This window comes from Flavobacterium zhairuonense, assembly GCF_004352915.1.
Classification (GTDB): Bacteria; Bacteroidota; Bacteroidia; order Flavobacteriales; family Flavobacteriaceae; genus Flavobacterium; species Flavobacterium zhairuonense.
Genome location: NZ_SJSY01000066.1, coordinates 103128 through 127627 on the forward strand (window position 1 = coordinate 103128; position 24500 = coordinate 127627).

A 24500-nucleotide genomic window follows, 5' to 3' on the forward strand; every position below is an offset into this window, starting at 1 on the left:
TTAGATTTTAGATTGTTGATTTAGATTTCTAAAGAATGAAATTATCTCATTCTCAAATTGACAAATTATCTAATTAATTCTTTTGTTTATAAGCGCTAATTGTACTGTACTTTTCGACTTTGTACCTTTTTTCAATGATTGAAAAAACTTTGTTTCTAAATACAAATCCCAAAATTCCGGCTCCAGCAACCAACATTAAGCCAAGCGTTTTATCGCCCAAATAAAGTCCGATTCCGTAAAGTCCTAAAGGCAACAATAATTTTGGCAGAGTCAACAGCATCGCGTTTACATTAAATGCTTTTTTATCTCCAAAAGCACCACCAGCATTGCTCAAATCGATTGGTGTTTTTGTAAATGCTCCTCCCAAAAGAACCAAATGAGAGTTTACTCCAATATTATAAATGGCGCCAACCACAATTGTCAAATACACCTGCCATCCGTAAAAAAGATAAAACGAAGCCAAAATTGTCGAAACAAAAGTGGCAATAACAATAAGCCACCATTTTGAGGTAATATATCCTCGATAAGGAATGTTTTGTGTCATCATCAATTGATAATACGAACTGTCCCAGCTTGGTACAAATTGACCAAAGACAAATAAGAAGCCGCCTGAAACAAATATTCCTGCAAAAATATACATGACCGCCGGCTGATGCGTATTTCCAAAAAAGATCAATCCGTAAAACAAAAAGAAAAAACTCATTATAATTGTCGTTTTTGATCTTTTGTTTCTTTTGATCAATTTGATGTCATTTTTAAGAAATGTTCCCAAAGTTCCAAATTGATTCAGCCAAGAATAATTTTCAGTAGTCGCAATGTCTTCTTTTTTTGAAAGTCCAGCATCCAGATATAAATTGTTTTTGAAATACTTAAATGTAAAAACATACAATCCAATTAAGAATAAAATTGGAATTATAAATAATACTTTTGATGTATAAAGTCCTTGAAAAAAAGGCATTGTGAAAACCGTAATATCAAAAAGCTTATAATATTGTGCTGCCCCCAAAGCCAAAGCCAATCCGACAAAAACAACAAATAATTTATCGATATTACTTAAAACAATATTTAAAAAATTATTGATGTAGATTAATGAGAAAATAGCCAAAAGCCAAAATAGGATTCCTACAATATCATATCCTTCAATAGCCAACACAACTGAAAACGGCACAAAAAACAGCGCATGAACCCAGTTAAAAAATGACAATGCTGTTTTTCCCAAAGAGAAATGAACAATCGTTGGTTTTTTGAAAGGCAAAACCAATAACGGTTTAATATTAAGAACCGGAATTGCTTGCATCAACAAACGAATTATAAGATCAAATAGAAAATAATAAATCAAGAATTTGTTGATGGTGATTAATGGTTCAAGGTTCATTTTTTTAAGCACATAAAATGCTCCAACTCCCATTGCAACAAAAAGTACTGAAAAGTACACCATCAAAAAACCAATTAAAATTTTCATGGCCAAATTTGCTCCAAATGAAGCTGATCTGACAAAGGCTTTCCATTCTAAGTAAATAAACTTTTTAATCATGGTTATTTGTTTTAGTTTTTCAGTAAGAGACCAAATGTAGGAAAACGTTACAAAAAAAGTTAAAAAAAATATTTTAGTAAGTGTCAATTACTTAGTTCTTGCTACTTTTGCAGAAAAAAATAACCATGCCTTCATTCTTAAAACTTATAATTAAAGAGGTAAAACGCGAGACAGCAGATGCGGTTTCGGTACTTTTTAATGTTCCTGAAGAACTAAAACCAGACTATAAATTTACAGCTGGACAATACATAAATTTAAAATTAACCCTTGATAACCAAGAAATAAGACGTGCCTATTCGATTTGCTCAGCGCCAGAAAGCGGTGAATTGCGAATTGCAGTAAAAGCAGTAAAAAATGGTCTTTTTTCTCAGTTTGCCAATACGACTTTAAAAGCTGGAGATGTTCTTGAAGTAGGTCATCCAGAAGGAAAATTTACACTTGAACCAGATGCTGACAAACAAAAAAATTACGTAGCGTTTGCTGCAGGAAGCGGTATTACTCCAGTAATTTCTATCATTAAATCGGTTTTAAAAAGTGAGCCAAAAAGTTCATTTGTATTGGTTTACGGAAATAAAACTCCTGAACAAACTATTTTTCATCAAGAACTACACGACTTGCAATTGCAGTATGTTGGCCGTTTCTTTATACATTATGTATTTAGTCAAGCTAAAGCCGAAAATGCTTTGTTTGGAAGAATCGACAAATCGGCGGTGAATTTTGTATTGAACAACAAGCATAAAGAATTGCAGTTTGACAAGTTTTTCTTGTGTGGACCAGAAGAAATGATCAATACGGTTTCGAATATTTTAAAAGAAAAAAATGTAAAAGAATCGGCAATTAAATTTGAACTTTTTACATCTTCTGCTCAAGAACACGAAATTCAGGGTTCTCAAGACGGACATACAAAAATTACCGTTTTGGTTGATGATGAAGAAGTTACTTTTGAAATGTCTAAAAAACAAACTATCCTTGATGCCGCTCTAAAACAAGGTGTTGATGCTCCTTATTCTTGCCAAGGCGGAATTTGCAGCAGCTGTTTAGGACGTGTGACATCAGGAAGTGCAGAAATGACAAAAAATTCAATTTTAACAGATGGAGAAATTGCAGAAGGCTTGATTTTGACTTGCCAAGCGCATCCAACATCTGAAACTATTTATGTTGATTACGACGACGTATAATTAGTTAAATATCAAAGAATATAAATTCCAAATTCCAGCTTTAATGGAGTTTGGAATTTTTTTTTTGTTTCTCCATTTATATCTTCCTTAAATTCAAATTACAAAAAAAGCAATTTTTTGTCGAAATATTGCCGAATTTTTAGTATATTAGAGGTGAAATTAAAGTAATCGCAATCTCATAGTTTGAGAATTTGTAGCGCTAAATCAACTTTGTCAAAACATTTAAAACTTTAAATATCATGACAGCTCACGTACACCACTTTCATCTTTATCTTTTCATTATGTTGTTCGTATCTGCTTCATTATGCGTTCTGGCAGTTATTCTAAAAATGAGAAATAAAAAGGGTCCGAAATTGCTTGAAAAAGAAAAATACAATTCGACCATGACCGAAAAAATGATCGAAGTAAAAGACACTGATTCAAATATTTTTAATATTTGGCCTTATGTAAGTAAACTTAAATCTGCTAAAATTTTATCTACAAAAATTAAAGATCACGACTTGATTTATAAAATTTACAGAGATTCAACAAATAAGTTCGAACATATTCTACTGTCTACTGAAGACAAAAATAATTTTGTTACGATAATCGTTAATAAAAAAAGAAAAAAAACAATAGGATATTCTATACTTGATTCTAACAAAAGATATGATTTACAAAGCAATGTTGCTTAAAAATTATTTTGTCAGCAATACCCCAGCAGGGTAAAATATTTATAGAATATAAATAAGACAAACGAAAAAGCTCCAGCGGAGCGACATATTATAAAATATATGTCGCTCCGCTGGAGCTTTAATATTGTAGTCATCATTTTTGCTATAAATATTTCGCTTCTCCGAAGCTTACAAAAAGAAGTTATTCTGTTATTTCGACTATTTTCTTTAATCTTTTTATAAAAGTTGTTCTACAACTTTATCAACAACCTGTTGTGGTAAAATTGTCCTCATAGCATCTTCATAACCTTCAACAACTTTATTTCCGTAAACAGAAGTCGGCAATTTTGGATATTGATTTCGGTCAGAAGTCAATGCGTTTTCCAGCGTTTGGTTAAATGGCAAAAATCCTGCGTACGGATGTGTTGCGCCCCAAAGCGTAATCACTTTCACGCCAAGCATTGCCGCAATATGTGCGTTTCCAGAATCCATAGAAAGCATAACGTCCAGATTGCTGATCAACTTTAATTCCTGTTGAAATTTAATTTTTCCTGCCACATTTATGACATTTTTAAAAGGCTCTGAAAATGAATCTAAAATTTCAATTTCTTTTTTCCCACCTCCAAAAAGCAAAATGGTCTGATCTTTATTTTCTGCCAATTTTGCAATTACTTCCTGCATCAAATCCAAAGGATACACTTTAGAATCGTATTGGGCAAAAGGAGCGATCCCAATTAATTTTTGGTAATTTTCTCCAATTAAATCCGTGATTTCAGCACTTAAAATGGCTTTTTTTGGAAACTCTGGATTATTTAAATCTACAGGAAAACCAAGTTCTTCAAATACTTTTGCGTGTCTTTCGAACATCGTCGGCAATTGTTTGAAAATCTTGTTTTCTGCTCTTGTCAGTTCCTTTTTTCCTTCTCTTCCTTTATCGACCGTTGCTCTTTTTTTTCCGCTTAAAGCGAAAAGCAAGCTCACAATTTTGGATCGCAAAACATTATGAAGATCTGCAAAAGCGTCAATATTCAGCTTTTTCACATCTTTAAATAATCGCAAAAGCCCAAAAAAGCCTTTATGTCTTTCTTTTTCATCAAAAGCAAAAAATTCCAGATTTGGAATTCCGTCAAAAAAAGGTTTGAAAAAAGGACGCGAAATAACCGTAAGTTTTATCTCCGGATACTGTTTTACAAAAGCGCGTAAAACAGGAACCGTCATGGCGACATCTCCCATTGCGGATAGTCTCATGACGGCTATATGTTTGATTTTGTTGCTAGACAACGCTGCCAAATTATTTTTTATTTTGATACAAAACCGGGTTCAATTCATCATCATTGTACATTTTCATTTGTTTGTACACTTTCATGAATTTCTCTCCGTTTTCAATATCTGTCAATAATTCTTCAATTGCTGTAGACAAATCTGTTCTTTGCTCTAAAAGTACGTTTAATTTTTCTTGACATTTATCTCTGTGCTCTTGTGTAGCTTCTGCACGTGTAGCTTCTTCGTGCATGTGATAAATTTTCAAAGCCAAAATAGACAATCTGTCAAATGCCCAAGCCGGGCTTTCAGAATTGATTTTTGCTCCGTCTTTTGCTTTTATATGGCTGTATTTTTGCAAAAAGTAGCTGTCAATATATTCCACCATATCAGTTCTTTCCTGATTTGAAGCATCAATTTTTCTTTTCAAAGTCAACGCTGCCACAGGATCAATTTGTGGATCACGAATAATATCTTCATAATGCCATTGAACAGTGTCAATCCAATTTTTTAGATATAATAAATGCTCAAACTTATCTTTTGGATAAGGATTGCTAATTGGTTGATCAACATTATCAAATTGATGATAATCTTTGATACTTTGTTCGAAAACAGAATATGCTAATTTTGAAAACATGTCTTTAATTATTAGAGACACAAAGATACTTTTTATACTTTTATAGTGTGAAAAAAACCATTATTTTTTCATTTTTGTATTAAAAACAATCAAATAATTTTAAAAATTAGATATGAAAATTCATTATATATCTGAAAACAACAGCGTTTTAAATCATTTTTTAGGCCAAATAAGAAATGTAAATATTCAAAACGACAGCATGCGTTTTCGAAGAAATATTGAACGAATTGGCGAAATTATGGCATATGAACTGAGCAAAATTTTGCCTTATAAAAATGTCGAAATTCAAACACCACTTGGTATTAAAAAAACAACTGAAATTGCATCTGATATTGTTTTATGTCCAATTTTAAGAGCGGGATTGCCACTTCATAATGGCTTTTTGAATTACTTTGATCATGCCGAAAACAGCTTTGTCTCAGCCTGCAGATTTCATCCAAATAATGATGATGAATTTGAAATTCGAGTTGAATATCAAGCGATTTCAAACTTAAATAATAAAACAGTCTTATTGCTTGATCCAATGTTGGCAACGGGTCAATCGATTGTAGCAGTTCATAAAAAACTAATGGAAAATGCTACTCCAGCAGAATTTCATATTGTAGTGGTTATTGCCGCTCCCGAAGGAATTGCTCATTTAGAAAAAAATCTGCCTGAAAACTGCCACTTATGGGTAGCTTCTCTAGATGAAAAACTTAATGAGAAAAACTACATTGTTCCTGGACTTGGCGATGCTGGTGACCTTGCTTACGGAAGCAAATTATAATTGAGAGAAAAAAGTAAATAAACTGCAGCAAATAAGCACGTAAAAAACAATTTCGTTATTTAATTTTTGTTGCATATATTCTACATGACTAGACGCCATAATTGTCAACGGCGTAATGCTGAACAACAGTAAATCATTGCTTTTATTTGGTGAAAGAATAAAAACGAAAGCAGCTATGAAAAAACAAGCCACAACTTTTTTATAAGAAGAATGTACAATTTGTGGTCTGTTTGATAATGTTGACAACATCGAAACTAAAAAGAAAAGCGCAACAGCAACATAAATTGAAAGCGCTCCGTTTTCGTAATTGTTTTTGAAATAATCTATATTCAAGTCGATTACGGCTCTTTTTTCAAAAAATGCAATGGCATCAAAATGAAATACCAACGATACTAATAAAAAGATCAAAGAAACTGCTAAAAGCGCCACAAACGGCAAAACCCAGTTACGATAATCGCGCGAAACGTGAAAAATAATCGATATAAAAACTAAAATCAGGAAAAGAATACACCAAAATTGAAATAAAGAAGCTACTAAAATCCAAAAAGAGGCATCAAATATCTTTTCTTTTGAAGCTTTTAAGGATTGCAACGAAATTAATCTACGAAGTGCTAGCAACAGAAAAAAATTGGCATAAATTACATTCGAATCGTTAAATATGGTGGGGAAAAACAATATAAACAATAAGTAGAAAAATATCGAATATCCGTTGTCTTTACTGAGCCCATTCTTTTTTACGATAAAATTAACCAAGAAAAAAGAAGCCAAAATAAAGCACAACAAACTTACTTTTTGAAATGCTAAAAAAGGCGCCGTTATCCAAGATGGCTCTTGAATTTGAAACAGAAAAAAGAAAACTAGTATTAAAATTACGACCAAAGAATAATTTAATGGTGTAGATTTTTTAAAAACACTTGTTATCATAAGGATATTTTATACTTTTGTGATTGTAAAGATAATACTTGTTTAAAATGAAAAACCGAACAAGTTGAAAAAAGATTCTATTAAATGAATTTTGTCTTCAAAGCATTACACAACAATAAATAACATATAATTTTTAAAATTATGACAGCTTTTTTTGAAGGAATTCAATACCTATTCGTTAACATTTTGTTTGCTCCTCTTGATTTTTTACGTCATTTGGAACTAATTACGTGGTTTGGCGCAAACACTATTAACTGGATTTTTATGATCATCTGCGCATGTGCAATCGTTTATTGGATTAAACAATTACGCATTTTTGATGACGCTGGAACAGAAAACCAAGATACAACGGCTCATTCATTTTTAAAATAAAAAACCAAACCCTTTAATTAAAAAGGGCTTGCAAATTTATTTTTTAGATTAAATCGAAACCGATATCTTTTCTAAAATACATCTTATCAAAGCTTAGTTTATCTATGTTTTGGTAAGATTTTTTTATGGCCTCTTGGAAATTGTCTCCGTAAGATGTCACTGCAATTACACGTCCTCCATTAGTAACGACATTTTCGCCATCTAATTTTGTTCCCGCGTGAAAAACTATCGAATCTGTAACATTTTCTAATCCAGAAATTACTTTTCCCTTTTCGAAATCTTCAGGATATCCTCCAGAAACAACCATAACAGTTGTTGCGCTTCTTGGATCTACTTCTAAATTAAAGTCTCCTAATTTCTGATCTGCAACAGATAAAAATAATTCAACTAGATCTGATTTTAATCTCGGAACCACAACTTCAGTTTCAGGATCTCCCATTCTTACGTTATATTCAATAACGATTGGTTCGTTTTTAACATTGATTAAACCAATAAAAACAAAACCTTTATATTCGATTCCGTCTTTTTGGAAACCTTCGATTGTTGGTTTTACAATACGAGTTTCGATTTTTTCCATCAAAACAGCATCAACATAAGGCACTGGAGAAACTGCTCCCATTCCGCCTGTATTTAAACCTGTATCGCCTTCTCCAATTCGTTTGTAATCTTTTGCAGTTGGAAGAATTTTATAGCTTTTTCCGTCTGTTAAAACAAAACAGCTTAATTCGATTCCGTCAAGGAATTCTTCAATAACCACTTTTGCACTTGCTGTTCCAAATTTTGCGTGAACCAGCATATTGCGTAATTCCGTTTTTGCTTCTTCAAGATCCTGAATAATCAAAACACCTTTTCCTGCTGCTAAACCGTCTGCTTTTAAAACGTATGGAGGTTGTAGTGTTTCAAGAAACTTACATCCTTCTTCAACTGTTTCGGCAGTGAAACTGTCATAAGCTGCTGTTGGAATATTATGTTTCATCAAGAATTCTTTTGCAAATTCTTTACTTCCTTCTAATTGAGCACCCAATTTTGATGGCCCAATAACCGGAATATTTTTTAAACTTTCGTCGTTTTTAAAATAATCGTAAATACCCTTTACCAATGGATCTTCAGGTCCTACAACTACTAAACTTATATTTTCTTTAAGAACTAATGCTTTTACAGCTTCAAAATCGGTTGCAGAAATTGCAACGTTTTCAGCGATTGCAGCTGTTCCTGCATTTCCAGGTACTACAAAAAGTTTTTCGCAAAGCGGACTCTGAGTCATTTTCCATGCAAAAGCATGCTCTCTTCCGCCTGATCCCAATAATAAAATTGTCATGGTGTTGTTGTATTTAGTTGTGGTGCAAAAATACTTGCTTTTGCACGGAAAAAATAATTAAATCTTCAAAAAATTGTTGGTTCTACCCTGTTAGTAATTCGTAAACGTTATTTTTGACGAAAATTATTCTGAAAAATGATTCGCCTTTTTGATATTTCGCTTCAATTAAATGGTTTTCCGATAAAGAAAGCCAAAGCCGAATTGGATAAAATTGTTCATTTTTCAGAAGATGAATATGCTTCATTTCTTGAAAGCAAAAAGAAAGAGATTGTTGATTTTCATCTTAAAAACAATCCTTTTTATGCAGAATTAGCTGGAAATGCAACAGCTGAAAATTGGGAAAATCTTCCGATTTTAAATAAACAAAATCTTCAAAAACCGCTCGAAGAAAGGCTCTCAAAAGACTATTCTAAAAAAAGTGTTTACCTCAACAAAACGTCTGGTTCAAGCGGAACGCCTTTTGTTTTTGCAAAAGATAAATATTCTCATGCTTTAACCTGGGCTTCCAATATTATGCGTTTTGGCTGGTTCGGAATTGATTTTAATCATTCGTATCAGGCACGTTTTTATGGAATTCCAATGTATTTTATTGGGTATCGAAAAGAGCGTTTCAAAGATTTTCTGACGCATCGTTTTCGTTTTCCTGTTTTTGATTTATCTGATGAAGTTTTGGAAAAATTTCTGAAGAAATTCAGAACAAAAAAATTCGATTATATCAATGGTTATACGAGCTCGATTGTACTATTTGCTAAGTTTTTAGAACAGAAAAATATCATTTTAAAAGAAATTTGTCCAACGCTAAGAGCTTGTTTTGTTACTTCGGAAATGCTTTTTGAAACAGATAAAAAACTGCTGGAAAAGCAATTCGGAATTCCGATTATCAGTGAATATGGCGCTTCCGAATTGGATTTAATTGCTTTTGAAAATCCGCAAGGCGAATGGCAGGTAAATGCAGAAACACTTTTTGTCGAGATTTTAGATGAAAATAATAATTCTGTTCCACATGGAACAGAAGGAAAAATTGTGATTACTTCTTTATTCAACAAAGCAAATCCTTTTATCAGATATGAAATTGGCGACATTGGAATTTTAGACGAAAAAAGCACACCTCAAAAACCAATTCTTAAAAAATTAATTGGAAGAACAAACGACGTTGCAATTCTTCCAAGTGGGAAAAAATCGCCAGGTTTGACATTTTATTATGTAACCAAAAGCATAATAGAAGACGATGGAAACGTAAAAGAATTTATCATTAAACAGACCAAAATAGATACTTTTGAAATTGAATATGTCGCCGAAAAAGGATTAACAAAAGAACAAATTCAAAGTATAAGAGAGGCAATTTCCACATATTTGGAACCTGATTTAAATTTTACTTTTACCCGAAGAATTGCTTTAGAAAGAACCAATCGCGGAAAACTAAAACAGTTTAAATCTTATTTATAAATATAAATAAAATCTTACATTTGTTTTTATAATTAAAAACTTATGGAAGATCAATCTATACTTTCTGAAGAAACAATTTCTAATAAAATATATTTTATCCGCGGTCAAAAAGTGATGCTTGATCGTGATTTGGCTTTGCTTTATGGTGCTGAAACAAAGCGATTAAAAGAACAAGTAAAAAGGAATTTAAACCGCTTCCCGAAAGACTTTATGTTTGAACTTACCAAAACAGAATTTGAAAATTGGAGGTCGCAATTTGCGACCTCCAATTCAGAAAAGATGAGTTTACGGTATGCACCAATGGCTTTTACTGAACATGGTGTTATGATGCTTTCAAGCATTTTAAAAAGCGACAAAGCAATTCAAACCAATATTCAAATCATGCGCATTTTCACGAAAGTGAGACAAATGCTTTTGGATACAACAGAAATTAAAGTTGATATTTTGCAGATTCAAAAGAAGTTAGAAAATCACGATAAAAATATTGAGCTAGTATTTTCTTATTTAGATGAATTGACTGAAAAGAAAGAAAATGAATCTGAAAGAGTAAAGATTGGCTATAAAAAATAACTCTTTAAGGTCACAGATTGTGACCTTAGAAATCGAAACGTATTATTAAAAAAAATTGGAGGTCACAAATTGTGATCTCCAATTCTAAGCGAAATTCTTCAAGGTCGCAAATTGCGACCTTGAAAAAACATTAAACTTTCTTTATATACTTTGATTTGATTATCAATTGAGTAAACAAAAACCTCATCATTAACAAAACAGAATAAACAAGATTATATCCATGAAATTCTCTGTAAACACCAAAGTTGTGTTTTATCAATTTAAATTTTGAAGAAGAAACAGAATCTTTTCTAATTCTGTAAAATGCCAAAGGTTCTGGAATTGGTTTGGCTACTTTAATTTGTTTTACGATTGTAAGCCATATTCTCCAATCTTGACGTTTTTGAGAAGTTTCAAGAATAATTTTCCCGAAATAATCTGCATCATAAATGGCGGTTAAATTACCAACATAATTACAGAAAAACAATTCATTATAAGTTAACGGATTTGGCGATTCAACTCTTCTATTTAAATCATTTCCTTCTTCATCAATTGAATCATAAAAACTAAAAGTAAAATGCAAATTATTCGTTTTTAAAAACTCAATTTGCTTTTCTAATTTCTCAGGAAACCATAAATCATCTGCATCTAAATAGGCGATATATTTTCCTGTAGCTTTTTCTAAAGCGGTGTTTCTTGCAAAACCATTTCCACGATTTTTCGGTGATTTAAATAGTTTTATTCGGCTGTCTTTTTGAGCAAATACTTCAATAATTGCAACCGTTTTATCTGTTGATGCATCATCGGCCAAAATCATTTCCCAGTTTGCATAGGTTTGATTTTGAACTGATTCAATTGTTAATCGAATGAACTTTTCAGTATTATATGTTGGTACAATAATAGAAACTAATTCGCTCATTGATGCTGATTGTTTTGGAGTTTGATTATAAAAACAGCCCGAATTCAATTAAATTCGAGCTGTGTGAAGTATTATTTTATATAGCTTGAAAAGTCTTTGTGTTCTTCTTTAGCAAGTTCTTCAGGAGATAATGATTTGAAATATTCATAGGTAATTTTCATTCCTTCTGCCCTATTTACTTTTGCTTCCCAACCCAACAATTCTTTCGCTTTTGTAGTATCTGGCTGGCGCTGTAAAGGATCGTTTATTGGCAGTGGATGATAAACCACTTTCTGGTTTGTACCTGTCAATTTTATGATTTCTTCCGCAAAATCTTTAATGGTGATTTCGTCTCGATTTCCAATGTTTACTGGATAAACGTAATCTGAATGCAATAATCTGTAAATACCTTCAACCTGATCATCTACATAACAGAAAGAACGCGTTTGCATTCCGTCTCCGAAAATCGTTAGATCTTCGCCACGTAAAGCCTGTCCTATAAAAGCAGGAATTACACGTCCGTCGTTTAATCGCATTCTTGGACCGTACGTGTTAAAAATACGCACGATTCTGGTTTCTACACCGTGAAAAGTATGGTATGCCATTGTGATAGATTCCTGAAAACGTTTTGCTTCATCATAAACGCCACGCGGACCAATTGTATTTACGTTTCCGTAATATTCTTCAGTCTGCGGATGAACTAATGGATCTCCATAAACTTCAGAAGTTGAAGCAATCAAAATTCTTGCTTTTTTAACTCTCGCTAATCCTAATAAATTATGCGTTCCTAAAGAACCTACTTTTAAAGTCTGAATCGGAATCTTTAAATAATCAATCGGACTTGCCGGCGAAGCAAAATGCAGTATATAATCTAAATCACCCGGAATGTGAACAAACTTGGTGATATCGTGATGATAGAATTCGAAGTTTTCTAGTTTGAATAAATGTTCAATGTTTTTAAGATCGCCCGTAATCAGGTTATCCATTCCAATAACAAAATAGCCTTCTTTAATGAATCGGTCACATAAATGCGATCCTAAAAAACCTGCAGCTCCGGTAATAAGTATTCTTTTCATAATTGATTTAATTGAACATTTTCGAATTTCATTTGGCAACAAAATCCAAGATAGACGCACAAATGTACTAAAATATCTTTCCTTTCAAATGACACTTTTAACCATCTATAAAAGAAGTTTTACAATTTCAGATAATTATTAAACTCATTTATTTATTTTTACTCACAAATTAATCCCGTATTTTGAAAGTTGTACATGTAATTGAGGCGCTCGGTGGTGGCGTTTATACCTATTTTAGAGATTTATCGACTTTCTTTGGAAATGATGAAATAAACCAAAATATCGAAACCATTATTATTTATAGTGGCAATCGAAAAGAAATTGATGCTCAAAAAATAAAATCTGAGTTTTCAGATGGCGTTAAGCTGATCCAGGTCAATATGGTCCGGGAGCTTTCTCCATTTCAGGATTTAAAATCGGCTTATCAATTAACAAAAGCGCTTAAAAAAATCAATCCGGACATTATTCATCTTCATTCTTCAAAAGCTGGAGTTTTGGGCCGTGTTGCTTATTTTTTCATGTTCAAAAAGAAAAAACTCTTCTATACCCCTCACGGATATTCGTTTTTAAGAACTGATATTTCAAGCACATTAAGAACACTTTATTGGACAATTGAAAAAAGCTTTCAGCGTTTTTTTGGTGGAACAATTGTGGCCTGTGGCGATACCGAGCAAAAAATTGCCCAAAAATTAGGACCTGCAAAATTAGTCCGAAACGGAATTGATATTGCAAATGTTCAAGAACATTATGCACCTCATCAAAACGAAAAATTGACCATTGGAATTATGGCCAGAATTACCGCAGCCAGAAATCCCGAAATGTTTAATCAAATTGCTTTAAAGTTTCCAGATTTTAATTTTGTTTGGATTGGAGACGGTGAATTGAGACATTTAATTACAGCTCCAAACATCCGAATTACGGGCTGGATTTTAGATCGGAAAACGGTTTTAAAAGAACTTGATAATATTGATATTTACATGCAGGTTTCTCTTTGGGAAGGTTTGCCAATTGCTGTTCTAGAAGCTATGGCATTACAAAAACCGGTTATTGCTACTAATATCATTGGGAACAAAGATGCTGTTCTTCACAATAATACAGGTTTCCTTTTTACTGATATAGCCGAATTAGATGGTTTCTTCGAAATTTTAAAAGATGCCGAAACTAGAGCAAAATTTGGTCAAAATGCTTTGGCAAGATGCGGAGAATTATTCGACAAAAATCAAAATTTTAAACAGCTTTTGGCGCTTTATCAAGAGTAAGTTTCTGCTGAAGCCAATAACTGGCAAAAATAGACGACCAAATGCCACTGAAGGCAATTCCGTCAAAACTAAGCAGAAAATCATCGACTAAATTTGATGTGAAAAAAATCAAGAAAAATGATAGTATCATGGCATTTTTTAAATCGTAGCCAAAGTAGCCAATTGTAAAGATGTAAAGCAGCACAACGAGTGGTCCAAGAATTCCGAACTTCAATAAAAAATCTAAAAATTGATTGTGCACTGGAAATTCATATTTAGCCAAAAAATGCTGATTGGTATCTCTATAATATTTGAATAATTCAGGTTTTCCATCTGCTGCCCCAACTCCAAAAGGAAGATTTTTAACCGATAATTCCCAAGCCGATTTCCAAATGGAAACCCTCGTAACCAGTGAATTAAAAACCTTTATTTCGGGATGGTCGATTTCGTCTAATTTTCCAACTTTATCCATATAAGCAAAAGTAACCGACGAATATTTTTCTTTCATATAAGGATTCTTTTGAATGAATAAAAACAAAATTCCTCCTAATAAAACAACAACTGCAAAGCCCGTCAAAAGAATCTTCTTGGGATTAATTTTGGTTCTAATTTCATAAAAGAAAACAATCAAAAATCCGATTAAGACATTCAACAGCGCCATTCTGGTATTGACCAAAAGCACAAAGAAAAAAGAAAATAAAAAGACGCTTAGATACATAATTTTAAACCCTATTTTCTCCTTATTTTTAAAACTCTCAAAAACAAAATACAACGCACAAACCGACACAAAAGCCAAATGCATATTCAGCGCAGGTGCATGAATGCCAATGCTATCGGTAAACTGATAACCCATTTCCCATAAATCAATTTGATTGAGATATTTTTCTACTAAATCAGGAAAAAGAACAAGAAATCGGATCAAGAAAAAAAACATAATAACTGTTGTAGCAATTACATAAGTTTTAGCAATTTTAAAAAAATCTACTCGCTGATAATTTCCAATAATAAACAATGGAAAAACCAATAACGAAGTTCTTTTTTCAATCGCCTTTATTCCTTGGACAAATGAATCATTGTTCCAAAAAAGCAACAACTCCAGTAAAACTGGTGAAGCAATACAAGCGATCAAAATGAATTGTTTTTTTGAATATTTCAATTTCTTGAAAAACACTAAATTAAATACCGCAAACAAAATAATCAGCAATGAGCACGGTTTCCTGAAAATCATCGCAACGGCCATTAAACACAAGAAAAAGTGAAATATTTTATTGAAGTTCTTTTCGGAAATGGTCATAATAAAGTGCAAAATAGATTAAAGGAAAAATCCCAATTTTGTGTCGGATCGAGGAACCTAAATCAGGTTCAAAAACGCTTTGGAGAATGAAAAAAGAAAACAAAATGAACATAATCAAAAGTTCGTAACGATACTTTTTTCTTTCTTGTAAACATATAGAAAATCGCACTAACAAAATATAAAACAGCAAAAGCTGCCAAATTACAAAAACAATAATTTGAGGCGAAAGAATATGTTTTAACCCATTCAAAGGCAGATTTACAGTAAAAAAACCATAAAAAATGCCAATTGCTTCTCCGTACCAAGTATCTGTTTTTACTGGCGAAGTGATCATTGAATTGGCATCTGCAGAAACCATTCTCGAGCTATTTACCACTTCCCTACTGATTTCAGAAAAATATTTCCCTTTTAAAACACCATAACTCAAAGAGAGAAAAACCGCAATCAGCAAACCATAAAAAATCGTACTGACGGTTTTATTTTTAAAATTGATGAAACTCACCAAATACATTCCGCCACCAACAACGGGAATCAAAGCAAAATAAGGACGATATAAGGCTCCAAAAAGTATTAAAAGCAACGAGGCAATCAAAATTGTTTTTCGGAACGAAAATCGCTCGTTTCGGCACAATAAAACAATTACGGCTATAAACAAATAGGTAATAAATTCCTTCGACGGCATCGAGATGAAAATTGCAATCATAAAAATGCCCAGATACACTAAAATGTTTTTGACATTCAGTTTTTCAAAATTATCTGGAATACCTATTTTGTATAAAATATAAATTAAAACCGGAAATTGAATCAACGCAATTATTGGAAAAGGAAGATGCCTAAAACCAATCATTTTATAAAACAAAATCGTAAGTGGATAACTTCCTAAATAACCAATTTCATTGTATTTGTCGTAAATAATAATTGCGGTATCGTAGAAAAATTTTGGAGGCAAAATAAAACAAGACAGAAGTGCCACAACTAAATTAGCTGTCGTAATTAGCAAAAATGCCACTGTACTTTTTTTAACTAATAATTGCATTTTTCTATTTTATTTTGAAGCTCTACGTTTTTTGTTCAGGCTTCTTTTTAATCGGTAACCATTCAAAAAGAAAATCAAAGTCTTGAAAGATAAAAATTTATAAAATTTCATCACTTTATCTACTTTTATGTTGCGTCCTTTTTTAAGAAGATATTTCCAAGAAATCAAATCATCCCAAATCTGTTTTTGCGATTCCGTCGACAAAACATAAAAATCTTTTAGAATTACGACATAATTGCAAGCCCAATAATTTTCTATTGCTTTATTTAATTTTTCTGATTCCGTTTTCTCCGAATACAATCCGTCTTTTACCATTTCATAAACATCTTCAATATGTTTGGCGCTAACAGCTGTCGTTATAGAACCTTGACGCGCCTGACGATAGACATAAAATGATTTCGAGTAAATATTAAAAGTCTTGATATAATACATCAATTTTCCGCACCATTCAATGTCTTCTGATTTTCTTCCGACAGGAAAAAACAATTCATTTTCAATTAAAATGGATCTCTTAATTACTTTGTCCCAAGCCGAAGCAACATATAAATCATAAAAAACCAGCTTCAGAATTTCGTCTTCAAATTTTCCGTTTTTGGTTTTTATAAATCGCTGATTGTATTTGCAATTAATATCGTTTTCTGAAAAAAATCGGCTTTCTTCGTGAAGGATTATATCGGGCTTTGTCTGAGAAATTATTTTACTCAAATCGTCTAAAGCCTGTTTTCCTTGCCAATAATCATCGCTGTCGGTAAAAATGATATAATCGCCTTTTGCTGCTTTTAATCCCGTATTTCTGGCATCAGATAAACCGCCGTTTTCTTTGTCAATGAGAGTTATCTGAGGAAATTTTTGCTTGTATTTTTGACAAATTTCCAACGAAGAATCGGTTGATCCGTCGTTGACTAAAATAAGTTCAAAATCAGAAAAAGTTTGGCACAAAACACTATCTAAACATTGTGGCAAATAAGCCTCAACGTTATAAACCGGAATAATAATACTAAAAAGCAAAGTCTCTTTCTCTATGTTCATAGCATAATTTTTTAATGCAAAAACACTTTTATTTTGTCTTTTCGATAAATAACAATTGCCACAACAAGATTCCAGAAAAAAGAACTTGAAACAAATGCAATTGCACCGCCAGTCATTCCGTAAATCGGAATTAAAAATCGGTTTAAAGTGAAATTAACAATGACTGCCAAAATCAAAATAATCTGAAAAATGTGTTGTCTTCCCGTCATATTCAAATAAACTGATGCTGTACCAAATGCCGAACAAATTCCCTGACCAATAAGCAATATCAAAAATGCCTGCTGTGCCACAATATATTGATGCCCAAAAATGGACAAAATTGATTTTGAAAAATAACTTATCAGCAAGATAACCGGCAACGTTATCATTAAAATTAAACGAGCACTTTTTCTTGACACTTCACTTAATTCTGCTGTTTTGTGACTCGCAAATAACTCCGCAATTTTAGCCGAAACGGTGATATTTATACTTACGATTATGATCGAGATAATCGTCATTATTTTAACTCCAACGGAATAAAATGCGACAGTTTCATCGTTTCGGTATTTCTTCAAAAACATGATATCAAAACACATTAATAAAAACATTGCCATTGCACTGATGGCAATTGGATATGATTTTAAAAATACTTCTTTATGCGTAATTTTTTCTATTGTTTCTAAAACCGTCTTTTTTCGGAAATAAACTAAAACTAAAGCAGTACTCACAACGGCCAGAAAAACAAATCCCAACAAAAAAACATCAACTAAATATTCTTGTTCGTGCCAATAAAACAAAACTATAGAGCCAATAATCAGCGGAATATATTTGATGATATTTCGAAACAACTCGGCTACATATAATTTATCCAAAGCTCTGAAAACTTCGGTGTTTAAAATTGATAAACCCGAGAAAAACAAGGCTCCCGCTCCTTTCAGTAAAATCGAATATACTTCTGGATCTGAAAAATAATTATTGATCGTTTCTTTACTGATAATAGCAATTATGAGTAATACCAACAATGAAGTTCCAAAAAGCATTAGAACCATTTTTGTGTATATATTTTTTAGTTCTTCGAGCGCATTTTGACTTGCTAATTTCCCTTTGAAATATATAATCGACTGGTCAAAACCCAGCAAACACATACTCCCGATGGATAATAGAAAAGAACGTACAAAATCATACTGGCCAACTAATTTTGGGTTGTAGGTTTTGGTCAGGAAAACTGTAAATCCAAATAAAAGCAATGCGCCAAAAACACGTAATGATAAAGTACCAAAGCTTTGTCTTAAAAACTTATTCTTTGAAAATCTTTCGAAAATAGAACTGGCTTTCAATTCTTTTAGAGTTGATTTGCTTGTGAAAGGGCAAGCTGTTTACGGTAAAATCTTCGAAACAAACTAATTACAACAAAAATAAAAATAAAGAAAAGCGGCAACCAAATTTTAAAGTTTCCGTTTACAACTCTATTTTCATTTATGTTAAGCGTCGAATTGATTTCTTTAATCGTTTTATCAAAACTGATTAATTTAATTTTGTTTTTTCCTTGTTCTAAAATCAGTTTTTGTTTCGTTTTTAAAATGTCATTCAGTTGCAAATTTTCATTGTAATACACTACTTTATCATTTTTCGCAGTGCTCGAAAGACCTTTTAAAACTTGATCAATCTGTGAAATAATGGTATCGTTTTGAGCGATTTCACGTTCCAGATTTTTGTATCCAATTTTTTGAGCCGCATCATAATATGCTGAATTATTCAAGAATTTTAGTAGCGGTTCAACAACATCTTTTTCACTTATTTCTTGATTTGAAGTAAAAGTAATGGTGTGAAAAGTGTAATTTTTGCTGGTAACATTATCTTCAAGTACCTTTTTTATTTCGCCTGTTTCGGCCATTAATTTAATCAGTTCAAAGTTTTGTTCTTTGTCTTCAATAAATTTATAAACATCTGGAACTGGCTTGATTTCAATATTTTTTGGAAAATTTCGATTTGAAGTTCCAAAAACATGTACTAAAAAATCAACATCCCCGGCGGCGATTTTAGCCTGAATCAAATTGATTTTGGCGTATAAATAATCGGCACTTTCAAAATTTGGAGTTACAACAATCTGGTTTTTAAAAGATTTTTTATTCGAATCCAAATAAAATCCAAGAGCAACTCCAAGTACAAACAAAATCAAGACCTGAATCCAGTTTCGGATAAAAAACTGAATTGCTCTAAAAATAGATCTATTTATACGGTCGAAAAAACCTCCAATGCTTTTTGAAAGCTGAAAAATATCGATTTCCTGATCTTGATTTTGGGGTACTTTTGTACTCATTGATGTTCTATTTTACGTTGAAAATTTGTTCCAAAATTTTAATGGTAATCAAATAAGTTGGCTTAACTCCAGTTGTTCCTAATCCGCCTGAAGCCAATGTGCTTCCGGTTTCCAAAGGATTATCTGAAGCATAATAAGCATAACGAACTTTAATATCGTGTGGCACACTTTTCCTGATTTTTGATGCCGACTGAATGGCTTTTTGGTAATAGGAACCTTCCATTTCAAGGCCGATTACGCCCCAAGTTGATTCGTGAAAAAATTTCAATAAATCTCTGTTTTGCAACGAAGTTCCTAAAACCGTAACCATTGCGCCTTCGTAAACGTCAATATCATTTCCTCTAAACATATCACCGGTTAATTCATTTTCGAAGAAATAATTATCGGCAGTTCCTTCGTTTATATGCGCAGTCGGAATCATAATATCGCCTTTTCCGCCTTCCAAAATTCCAGCTTTACCCATAATCGAAACCGATTTTACGTTCAGCAAAGTTTCTTTTTTAAATGGTTTCAAAAGCTCATCGATGGTTTCATACGCTTGTTCTCCAAACGCATAATCCATTACAATAATAACCGGTTTTTCTTCGCCTACATTTGCGTTTGAAAATGCCGTTTTTGACCAGTCAATTTTGGCTGTATCAAAAATCTGAACATCAATATTGGTCCCTGAGCAATCTGGAAGCGAAATCATTCCGTTTTTCAAAGCCAGTTCTTCAACTTGTCCTCTTATTTCTTTTGAACCGGAACCACTTAATTCTTCATAAATATGAAAATCGCTTTTGCCTTTGTATTTTGATGTCAATAATGGCGTAGCAAAAATCGAGTTCATCACACTATGCATATTTGCACTAATAACATGAATCGGGCGTTTTAAAAGATCGTTTGCTTTAAGAACTTCTTTGATGTTTGTTGCCCAGATTTCTCCATGAATATGGTGTCCCAAACGCTCGCGCAAAACCGGACTAAAAGTGATTGTACGTTTATTATTTTCGACAATTTCTTCGATTGCTAATTTCCCTAACCAATAAATTACGTGCAAGAAACGATCAGGCGCATTTTCTGAACCGAAAGCGTCATAAATATCCAAAACCTCTTCAAAAGTTCTAGCCAAAATATTGGCAACGTGCGAAATTGCTTTTTCTTTTTCAATCTGCGAAAGCTTTTTTGTCTGCGTAACAGCTTGTTCTAGTTTTAGCCAATCGCGAGAAACTTCACCTCCATCGTCAATTAAAACTCTATTTTTGATTTTATGAGATTCGATGAAAATGAAAGTCAAATGCGTCAGAATATCATAAATGTCTGAACGTCCGCGTGTGATTTCGACATTCATTTGTTCTTCGTCAATTCGGTAACAATTTCTTCTTCTTTTTGGCGGAACAATTGGCTGAAAATGCGATTTTGAATATCCTTCATCTGACGTTAAGTTGATAAATCTACATTGTTCAATTCCTATTGGAAGACGTTCTATAACATATAGAAGTCCGTTTAATTCTACTTTTTCCTCGGCAATATTTCCATAGATTTCAGGACGTAGTGCCAATAATGATTCTCTTAAACTGTCGCCAGAAACTCCCATTGGTTTATAAAAACCACGGTTGAATAAATGACGCATTGTAATGTACATTTTTTCTATCGCCGCAGATGATTCCTGTGCTCTTGATCTTGATATATGTTTGGTTTCTTTCATGCTATTCTATATTTATAAACTCAAATGTAAATTCAAATGTAAGCGAATACAAGGCATGCCTTGTATCTACAATATCATTTTTTTTTTAATCATTTTGATTTATTTTCTGTTTTAAATTTATCCTTTGTCCAATTTTCCGGATTTGAAACAATATAATCGGAAATTCTTTGATAATCATTATTACTTCTAATGATATTATCATAAAATAATTTTTGCCATTGATGGGGATATCCTAATCTGTTGGCGTGTTTTGTTACCGCAGATTTATAGGATCCAACGATTAACGAAATCGTATTTTTTCCAATATTTTGAAATCGTTGCGATCCTGGATTTTGATTTGACAATTCTTGAGGCTGTTGGGATTGTTGAGACAGGGCATGCCCTGTCTGTACATTATTTGCCTCATTCCCATTATTCACTATATCATCATCTATATTATCCGATTTTTTATCAATAATCAAAATTCCGTGAATATGATTTGGCATGACCACAAAATCACCCAATTCAACGTTTTTATGGTGTATAGGAATTTGATGCCACAATATATCGGCAATAATGCCGACCTCTGACAAAATCATTTTACCATTTTGAATTTCTCCAAAATAATGTTTTCTGTCTTGTGTACAAATGGTTATAAAATAGGCTCCGTTCCATCCATAATCCCACCATTGTGCTCTTATTGACGAAATACGATATTTATTTTGAAACTTTTCTTTATTCATAATAACTTAATGCTTCTATCTTTTTTCTTCATTAAAAGAAGCATTAAGTTACAAATATAAATATTTTCCTACTTTAAATTATCCGCGATCTTTCTGTCATTTGACAATCTCGGAATCTTATTCTGTCCGCCCAATTTTCCTTGTGATTTCATGTATTCCTGAAATCCATTTTTTGAAACTTTGGTTATAATTACTTTCTGCAACACATTTCCGGTAATCAAATCGTCGTAATAAATGTTTTGCTTTCGCATAGAATCGTCTATTGCTTCCGCGAAAACCTGCATATTTTCAGGCTCTTTTTCAAATTCAATTAACCATTCGTGATACGGTAATCCGCTTGATGGCGTTATTTGTGGCGCAACAGTAAATTCGTTTATTACTATATTGGTTCCTGCAGTTGCTTCTTTCATTGCATTTTCGACTTCATTGGCAATTACGTGTTCGCCAAAAGCCGAAATATAATGTTTGATACGTCCTGAAACTATGACGCGATAAGGCGCTAAAGACGTAAACTGAACAGTATCACCAATATTATAACCCCAAAGTCCTGCATTTGTAGAAACAATCAAAGCATAATTTACGCCCAGTTCTACTTCTCCGATTGTATAACGTTTTGGTCCCGAACCATCGGGATCGGTAAAAAATTCATCAGCTTTGATAAATTCGTAGAAAATTCCAGAATTCAAGAGCAAAAGCATTCCTTTTTCTTTTTGAGAATCCTGATACGCAAAAAATCCTTCTGAAGCCGGAAAAAGTTCAATACTGTCTACTTTTTTGCCAATCATTTGCTCAAATTTGGAGCGATACGGCTCGTAATTAACTCCACCATAAATGAACAAATTGAAGTTTTTGAAAATTTCGCTGATCTTTTTTCCTCCACTTTTTTCCTGCAAACGCTCAAAATACATCTGAACCCAAGAAGGAATTCCTGAAATCACAGACATATCTTCTTTTATTGTTTCGTCAACAATCGCATTTACTTTGGTTTCCCAATCATCAATGCAATTCGTTTCCCACGATGGCATTCGGTTTTTTTGCAAATATTTCGGAACAAAATGCGCTACAATCCCAGAAAGCCTTCCAAATTTAATTCCGTGTTTTTCAGTCAAAATTGGGCTTCCTTGCAGGAAAATCATTTTTCCGTTCACAAAGTCAGCTTTTCCAGTTTCGTTGATGTAATGCAGAATCGCATTGCGAGCCGCTTCAACATGAAACGGCATTGATTCTTTTGTCAGCGGAATATATTTTGCCCCCGAAGTTGTTCCAGATGTTTTAGCAAAATAAATTGGTTTTCCTTTCCAAAGAATATTTGCTTCACCTAATTTAACTTTTTCAACATAACTTTTCAAATCTTCATAATCCCGAATTGGCACATTTTTCTGAAAATCTTCAATTGTTTTTATTGAAGCAAAATTATGATCTTTCCCAAACTCGGTTTCTTTTGCATTTTGAATCAAACTTTTGAAAACTTCAAACTGAGTTGCCACTGGTTTATTTGACCAAGCTTGTGTTTGATTGTATATTTTTCGAGCAAATATCTTTGCAGCTATTGACTTAATTGACATTTTTTGTGGTATTATTTTTTGTCACTTTTCTTATTGTTTTTTTTGCTTTCGCTTTGCTCCTTCTCCATTTTTGCAACATCTTCTCTAAGCTTAATTTCTTCTTCTGTCGCTTTCATATTTACATCCAAATGTTCCTCATTTTCGGCAATAATAGAATCTTTATTAAATTTTGCATACTCCAGTTCTCCTCTCAAAACCTTTTGAACACCTTTTAAATAGGCCTCGTTTCGTTTTAAAACTTTTTCAAGCGAATCTGATTTTATGGCTAATTCTGTTGCATTTCGTTTTAATTGTGATGACGAATAACCCGGAATAAATTCGCGAAGCGGTGTAAAAGCAATGATAAATGTAGTAACTAAAATCAAAAATATGCCACCTAAAGTAAACATTACGAAAACATTCATTAAAGTCAGCCTCAACGAAAAAATTTCTTCAAAAGTATTTTCGTTCAAAATTACCAATCGGTTTTTAATGAATAATTTTTTTCTGAAATTTTTACTTTTTTTAGTCATTTTGTTGTTTGTACTAGCAAATATAGTGATTAATCATCTTGTTGTAATGAGAGAAAAAACGGCAAATATTGCAATTTTATTATTTTATAAAATATTTAACGCAGTATAAATGAAATATTTTAATCCAAAATTTCTTGTTGTTCGTATATTCTATATACCTTTGCGGTGAAAATATAAATCAAAATTTGCTTCGGCATTAAATATAATAGTCATGGGAAGATTAGGTCTTACAGAAATCCTTGTTATCGTAGGTATTGTGATATTACTTTTTGGAGGTAAAAAAATTCCAGAATTAATGAAAGGTTTAGGAAGTGGAATTAAGGAATTTAAAAACGCTGCTAAAGACGATCAACCTGCTGCTTCTAAAAAAGAAGAAGAAACAAAATAAGAAATTCGAACGTATTAAAAATCCCAGATTACAAATTGTAGTCTGGGATTTTTTTTGCTTATAAATTTTGCTGAAAATTTTTGAAAGAAAATTTCTATATATTTGACGAAATTTATTTT

Annotated in this window: 24 protein-coding genes; 8 read left to right on the forward strand and 16 right to left on the reverse strand. The window is 32.4% G+C overall.

Annotated features, from left to right (window positions below):
* Positions 1 to 73: 73 nt before the first annotated feature.
* Entirely contained in the window at positions 74 to 1534 is a 1461-nt protein-coding gene (locus tag EYY60_RS04640; RefSeq protein WP_132988227.1) for a DUF5687 family protein, read from the reverse strand.
* A 125-nt stretch (positions 1535 to 1659) separates the two neighbouring features.
* On the opposite strand from EYY60_RS04640, the gene EYY60_RS04645 reads away from it, so the two are divergent.
* On the forward strand, positions 1660 to 2712 hold the full coding sequence (locus EYY60_RS04645; protein ID WP_132988228.1) for a ferredoxin--NADP reductase: 1053 nt from the start codon (positions 1660 to 1662) through the stop codon (positions 2710 to 2712).
* Positions 2713 to 3041: 329 nt separating this feature from the next.
* Positions 3042 to 3386: a hypothetical protein gene (locus tag EYY60_RS04650; protein ID WP_235832289.1), complete on the forward strand. Its 345-nt coding sequence runs from the start codon at positions 3042 to 3044 to the stop codon at positions 3384 to 3386.
* A gap of 216 nt (positions 3387 to 3602) precedes the next feature.
* Here the strand turns inward: EYY60_RS04650 and EYY60_RS04655 are convergent, their stop codons facing one another.
* Positions 3603 to 4613, reverse strand: a complete 1011-nt coding sequence (locus EYY60_RS04655; protein ID WP_132988230.1) for a glycosyltransferase family 9 protein — start codon at positions 4611 to 4613, stop codon at positions 3603 to 3605.
* A 43-nt stretch (positions 4614 to 4656) separates the two neighbouring features.
* Entirely contained in the window at positions 4657 to 5262 is a 606-nt protein-coding gene (locus tag EYY60_RS04660; protein WP_132988290.1) for a DUF4254 domain-containing protein, read from the reverse strand.
* Positions 5263 to 5374: 112 nt separating this feature from the next.
* Here EYY60_RS04660 and upp point away from each other — a divergent pair, with 112 nt between their 5' ends.
* A complete protein-coding gene (gene upp / locus EYY60_RS04665) occupies positions 5375 to 6028 on the forward strand; it encodes a uracil phosphoribosyltransferase (RefSeq protein WP_132988231.1) in 654 nt (217 codons plus the stop codon).
* Here upp and EYY60_RS04670 read toward each other — a convergent pair.
* Positions 6023 to 6952 carry a DUF6427 family protein gene (locus EYY60_RS04670; protein WP_132988232.1) on the reverse strand — a complete coding sequence of 310 codons (930 nt, stop codon included), beginning with the start codon at positions 6950 to 6952 and terminating at the stop codon, positions 6023 to 6025. The genes upp and EYY60_RS04670 overlap by 6 nt on opposite strands.
* 141 nt (positions 6953 to 7093) lie before the next feature.
* Here EYY60_RS04670 and EYY60_RS04675 point away from each other — a divergent pair, with 141 nt between their 5' ends.
* On the forward strand, positions 7094 to 7324 hold the full coding sequence (locus EYY60_RS04675; protein ID WP_041519835.1) for a DUF6341 family protein: 231 nt from the start codon (positions 7094 to 7096) through the stop codon (positions 7322 to 7324).
* A 43-nt stretch (positions 7325 to 7367) separates the two neighbouring features.
* On the opposite strand, the gene purD is transcribed toward EYY60_RS04675, so the two are convergent.
* Positions 7368 to 8642, reverse strand: coding sequence for a phosphoribosylamine--glycine ligase (gene purD, locus EYY60_RS04680; RefSeq protein ID WP_132988233.1), 1275 nt, complete (start codon positions 8640 to 8642; stop codon positions 7368 to 7370).
* A gap of 135 nt (positions 8643 to 8777) precedes the next feature.
* Here purD and EYY60_RS04685 point away from each other — a divergent pair, with 135 nt between their 5' ends.
* Both EYY60_RS04685 and EYY60_RS04690 read left to right on the forward strand, forming a co-directional pair.
* Positions 8778 to 10088 carry a phenylacetate--CoA ligase family protein gene (locus EYY60_RS04685; RefSeq protein WP_132988234.1) on the forward strand — a complete coding sequence of 437 codons (1311 nt, stop codon included), beginning with the start codon at positions 8778 to 8780 and terminating at the stop codon, positions 10086 to 10088.
* A gap of 42 nt (positions 10089 to 10130) precedes the next feature.
* The gene (locus EYY60_RS04690) at positions 10131 to 10658 is read left to right on the forward strand and encodes an ORF6N domain-containing protein (protein WP_132988235.1); all 528 of its coding nucleotides are present in this window, start codon (positions 10131 to 10133) and stop codon (positions 10656 to 10658) included.
* A gap of 130 nt (positions 10659 to 10788) precedes the next feature.
* Here EYY60_RS04690 and EYY60_RS04695 read toward each other — a convergent pair whose 3' ends face one another.
* Both EYY60_RS04695 and EYY60_RS04700 read right to left on the reverse strand, forming a co-directional pair.
* Positions 10789 to 11556, reverse strand: a complete 768-nt coding sequence (locus tag EYY60_RS04695) for a glycosyltransferase family 2 protein (RefSeq protein WP_132988236.1) — start codon at positions 11554 to 11556, stop codon at positions 10789 to 10791.
* A 71-nt stretch (positions 11557 to 11627) separates the two neighbouring features.
* Entirely contained in the window at positions 11628 to 12611 is a 984-nt protein-coding gene (locus EYY60_RS04700; RefSeq protein WP_132988237.1) for a UDP-glucuronic acid decarboxylase family protein, read from the reverse strand.
* Between the two features lie 182 nt (positions 12612 to 12793).
* Here EYY60_RS04700 and EYY60_RS04705 point away from each other — a divergent pair, with 182 nt between their 5' ends.
* Complete coding sequence (locus EYY60_RS04705) at positions 12794 to 13870, forward strand: glycosyltransferase (protein ID WP_132988238.1); 1077 nt, start codon at positions 12794 to 12796, stop codon at positions 13868 to 13870.
* Here EYY60_RS04705 and EYY60_RS04710 read toward each other — a convergent pair.
* The 9 genes from EYY60_RS04710 to EYY60_RS04750 form a co-directional block, all read right to left on the reverse strand.
* Positions 13839 to 15005 carry an O-antigen ligase family protein gene (locus EYY60_RS04710; protein WP_235832290.1) on the reverse strand — a complete coding sequence of 389 codons (1167 nt, stop codon included), beginning with the start codon at positions 15003 to 15005 and terminating at the stop codon, positions 13839 to 13841. The genes EYY60_RS04705 and EYY60_RS04710 overlap by 32 nt on opposite strands.
* A 109-nt stretch (positions 15006 to 15114) precedes the next feature.
* Positions 15115 to 16179 (reverse strand): hypothetical protein, encoded by a 1065-nt coding sequence (locus EYY60_RS04715; RefSeq protein WP_132988240.1) that lies wholly within the window; start codon positions 16177 to 16179, stop codon positions 15115 to 15117.
* A gap of 9 nt (positions 16180 to 16188) precedes the next feature.
* Positions 16189 to 17208, reverse strand: coding sequence for a glycosyltransferase family 2 protein (locus EYY60_RS04720; protein WP_132988241.1), 1020 nt, complete (start codon positions 17206 to 17208; stop codon positions 16189 to 16191).
* 11 nt (positions 17209 to 17219) lie between these two features.
* Positions 17220 to 18524 carry an MATE family efflux transporter gene (locus tag EYY60_RS04725; RefSeq protein ID WP_132988242.1) on the reverse strand — a complete coding sequence of 435 codons (1305 nt, stop codon included), beginning with the start codon at positions 18522 to 18524 and terminating at the stop codon, positions 17220 to 17222.
* 5 nt (positions 18525 to 18529) lie between these two features.
* Complete coding sequence (locus tag EYY60_RS04730) at positions 18530 to 19507, reverse strand: hypothetical protein (protein WP_132988243.1); 978 nt, start codon at positions 19505 to 19507, stop codon at positions 18530 to 18532.
* A 7-nt stretch (positions 19508 to 19514) separates the two neighbouring features.
* Positions 19515 to 21194: a DUF6909 family protein gene (locus EYY60_RS04735; RefSeq protein WP_132988244.1), complete on the reverse strand. Its 1680-nt coding sequence runs from the start codon at positions 21192 to 21194 to the stop codon at positions 19515 to 19517.
* An 89-nt stretch (positions 21195 to 21283) separates the two neighbouring features.
* Entirely contained in the window at positions 21284 to 21916 is a 633-nt protein-coding gene (locus EYY60_RS04740) for a transposase (RefSeq protein ID WP_132988245.1), read from the reverse strand.
* A 68-nt stretch (positions 21917 to 21984) separates the two neighbouring features.
* Entirely contained in the window at positions 21985 to 23481 is a 1497-nt protein-coding gene (locus tag EYY60_RS04745) for a GH3 auxin-responsive promoter family protein (protein WP_132988246.1), read from the reverse strand.
* A gap of 11 nt (positions 23482 to 23492) precedes the next feature.
* Positions 23493 to 23993: a peptidase gene (locus EYY60_RS04750; protein WP_132988247.1), complete on the reverse strand. Its 501-nt coding sequence runs from the start codon at positions 23991 to 23993 to the stop codon at positions 23493 to 23495.
* Positions 23994 to 24204: 211 nt separating this feature from the next.
* Here EYY60_RS04750 and EYY60_RS04755 point away from each other — a divergent pair, with 211 nt between their 5' ends.
* On the forward strand, positions 24205 to 24381 hold the full coding sequence (locus tag EYY60_RS04755) for a Sec-independent protein translocase subunit TatA/TatB (RefSeq protein ID WP_035646675.1): 177 nt from the start codon (positions 24205 to 24207) through the stop codon (positions 24379 to 24381).
* Positions 24382 to 24500: the final 119 nt, after the last annotated feature.

Coding starts and splice junctions, on each gene's coding strand:
- EYY60_RS04715 (WP_132988240.1), bottom strand. CDS start 16,179: ATGCAATTATTAGTTAAAAAAAGTACAGTGGCATTTTTGCTAATTACG.
- EYY60_RS04730 (WP_132988243.1), bottom strand. CDS start 19,507: ATGAGTACAAAAGTACCCCAAAATCAAGATCAGGAAATCGATATTTTT.
- purD (WP_132988233.1), bottom strand. CDS start 8,642: ATGACAATTTTATTATTGGGATCAGGCGGAAGAGAGCATGCTTTTGCA.
- EYY60_RS04690 (WP_132988235.1), top strand. CDS start 10,131: ATGGAAGATCAATCTATACTTTCTGAAGAAACAATTTCTAATAAAATA.
- EYY60_RS04645 (WP_132988228.1), top strand. CDS start 1,660: ATGCCTTCATTCTTAAAACTTATAATTAAAGAGGTAAAACGCGAGACA.
- EYY60_RS04740 (WP_132988245.1), bottom strand. CDS start 21,916: ATGAATAAAGAAAAGTTTCAAAATAAATATCGTATTTCGTCAATAAGA.
- EYY60_RS04755 (WP_035646675.1), top strand. CDS start 24,205: ATGGGAAGATTAGGTCTTACAGAAATCCTTGTTATCGTAGGTATTGTG.
- EYY60_RS04660 (WP_132988290.1), bottom strand. CDS start 5,262: ATGTTTTCAAAATTAGCATATTCTGTTTTCGAACAAAGTATCAAAGAT.
- EYY60_RS04750 (WP_132988247.1), bottom strand. CDS start 23,993: ATGACTAAAAAAAGTAAAAATTTCAGAAAAAAATTATTCATTAAAAAC.
- EYY60_RS04685 (WP_132988234.1), top strand. CDS start 8,778: ATGATTCGCCTTTTTGATATTTCGCTTCAATTAAATGGTTTTCCGATA.
- EYY60_RS04700 (WP_132988237.1), bottom strand. CDS start 12,611: ATGAAAAGAATACTTATTACCGGAGCTGCAGGTTTTTTAGGATCGCAT.
- EYY60_RS04735 (WP_132988244.1), bottom strand. CDS start 21,194: ATGAAAGAAACCAAACATATATCAAGATCAAGAGCACAGGAATCATCT.
- upp (WP_132988231.1), top strand. CDS start 5,375: ATGAAAATTCATTATATATCTGAAAACAACAGCGTTTTAAATCATTTT.
- EYY60_RS04675 (WP_041519835.1), top strand. CDS start 7,094: ATGACAGCTTTTTTTGAAGGAATTCAATACCTATTCGTTAACATTTTG.
- EYY60_RS04655 (WP_132988230.1), bottom strand. CDS start 4,613: ATGAGACTATCCGCAATGGGAGATGTCGCCATGACGGTTCCTGTTTTA.
- EYY60_RS04640 (WP_132988227.1), bottom strand. CDS start 1,534: ATGATTAAAAAGTTTATTTACTTAGAATGGAAAGCCTTTGTCAGATCA.
- EYY60_RS04695 (WP_132988236.1), bottom strand. CDS start 11,556: ATGAGCGAATTAGTTTCTATTATTGTACCAACATATAATACTGAAAAG.
- EYY60_RS04745 (WP_132988246.1), bottom strand. CDS start 23,481: ATGTCAATTAAGTCAATAGCTGCAAAGATATTTGCTCGAAAAATATAC.
- EYY60_RS04670 (WP_132988232.1), bottom strand. CDS start 6,952: ATGATAACAAGTGTTTTTAAAAAATCTACACCATTAAATTATTCTTTG.
- EYY60_RS04720 (WP_132988241.1), bottom strand. CDS start 17,208: ATGAACATAGAGAAAGAGACTTTGCTTTTTAGTATTATTATTCCGGTT.
- EYY60_RS04650 (WP_235832289.1), top strand. CDS start 3,042: ATGAGAAATAAAAAGGGTCCGAAATTGCTTGAAAAAGAAAAATACAAT.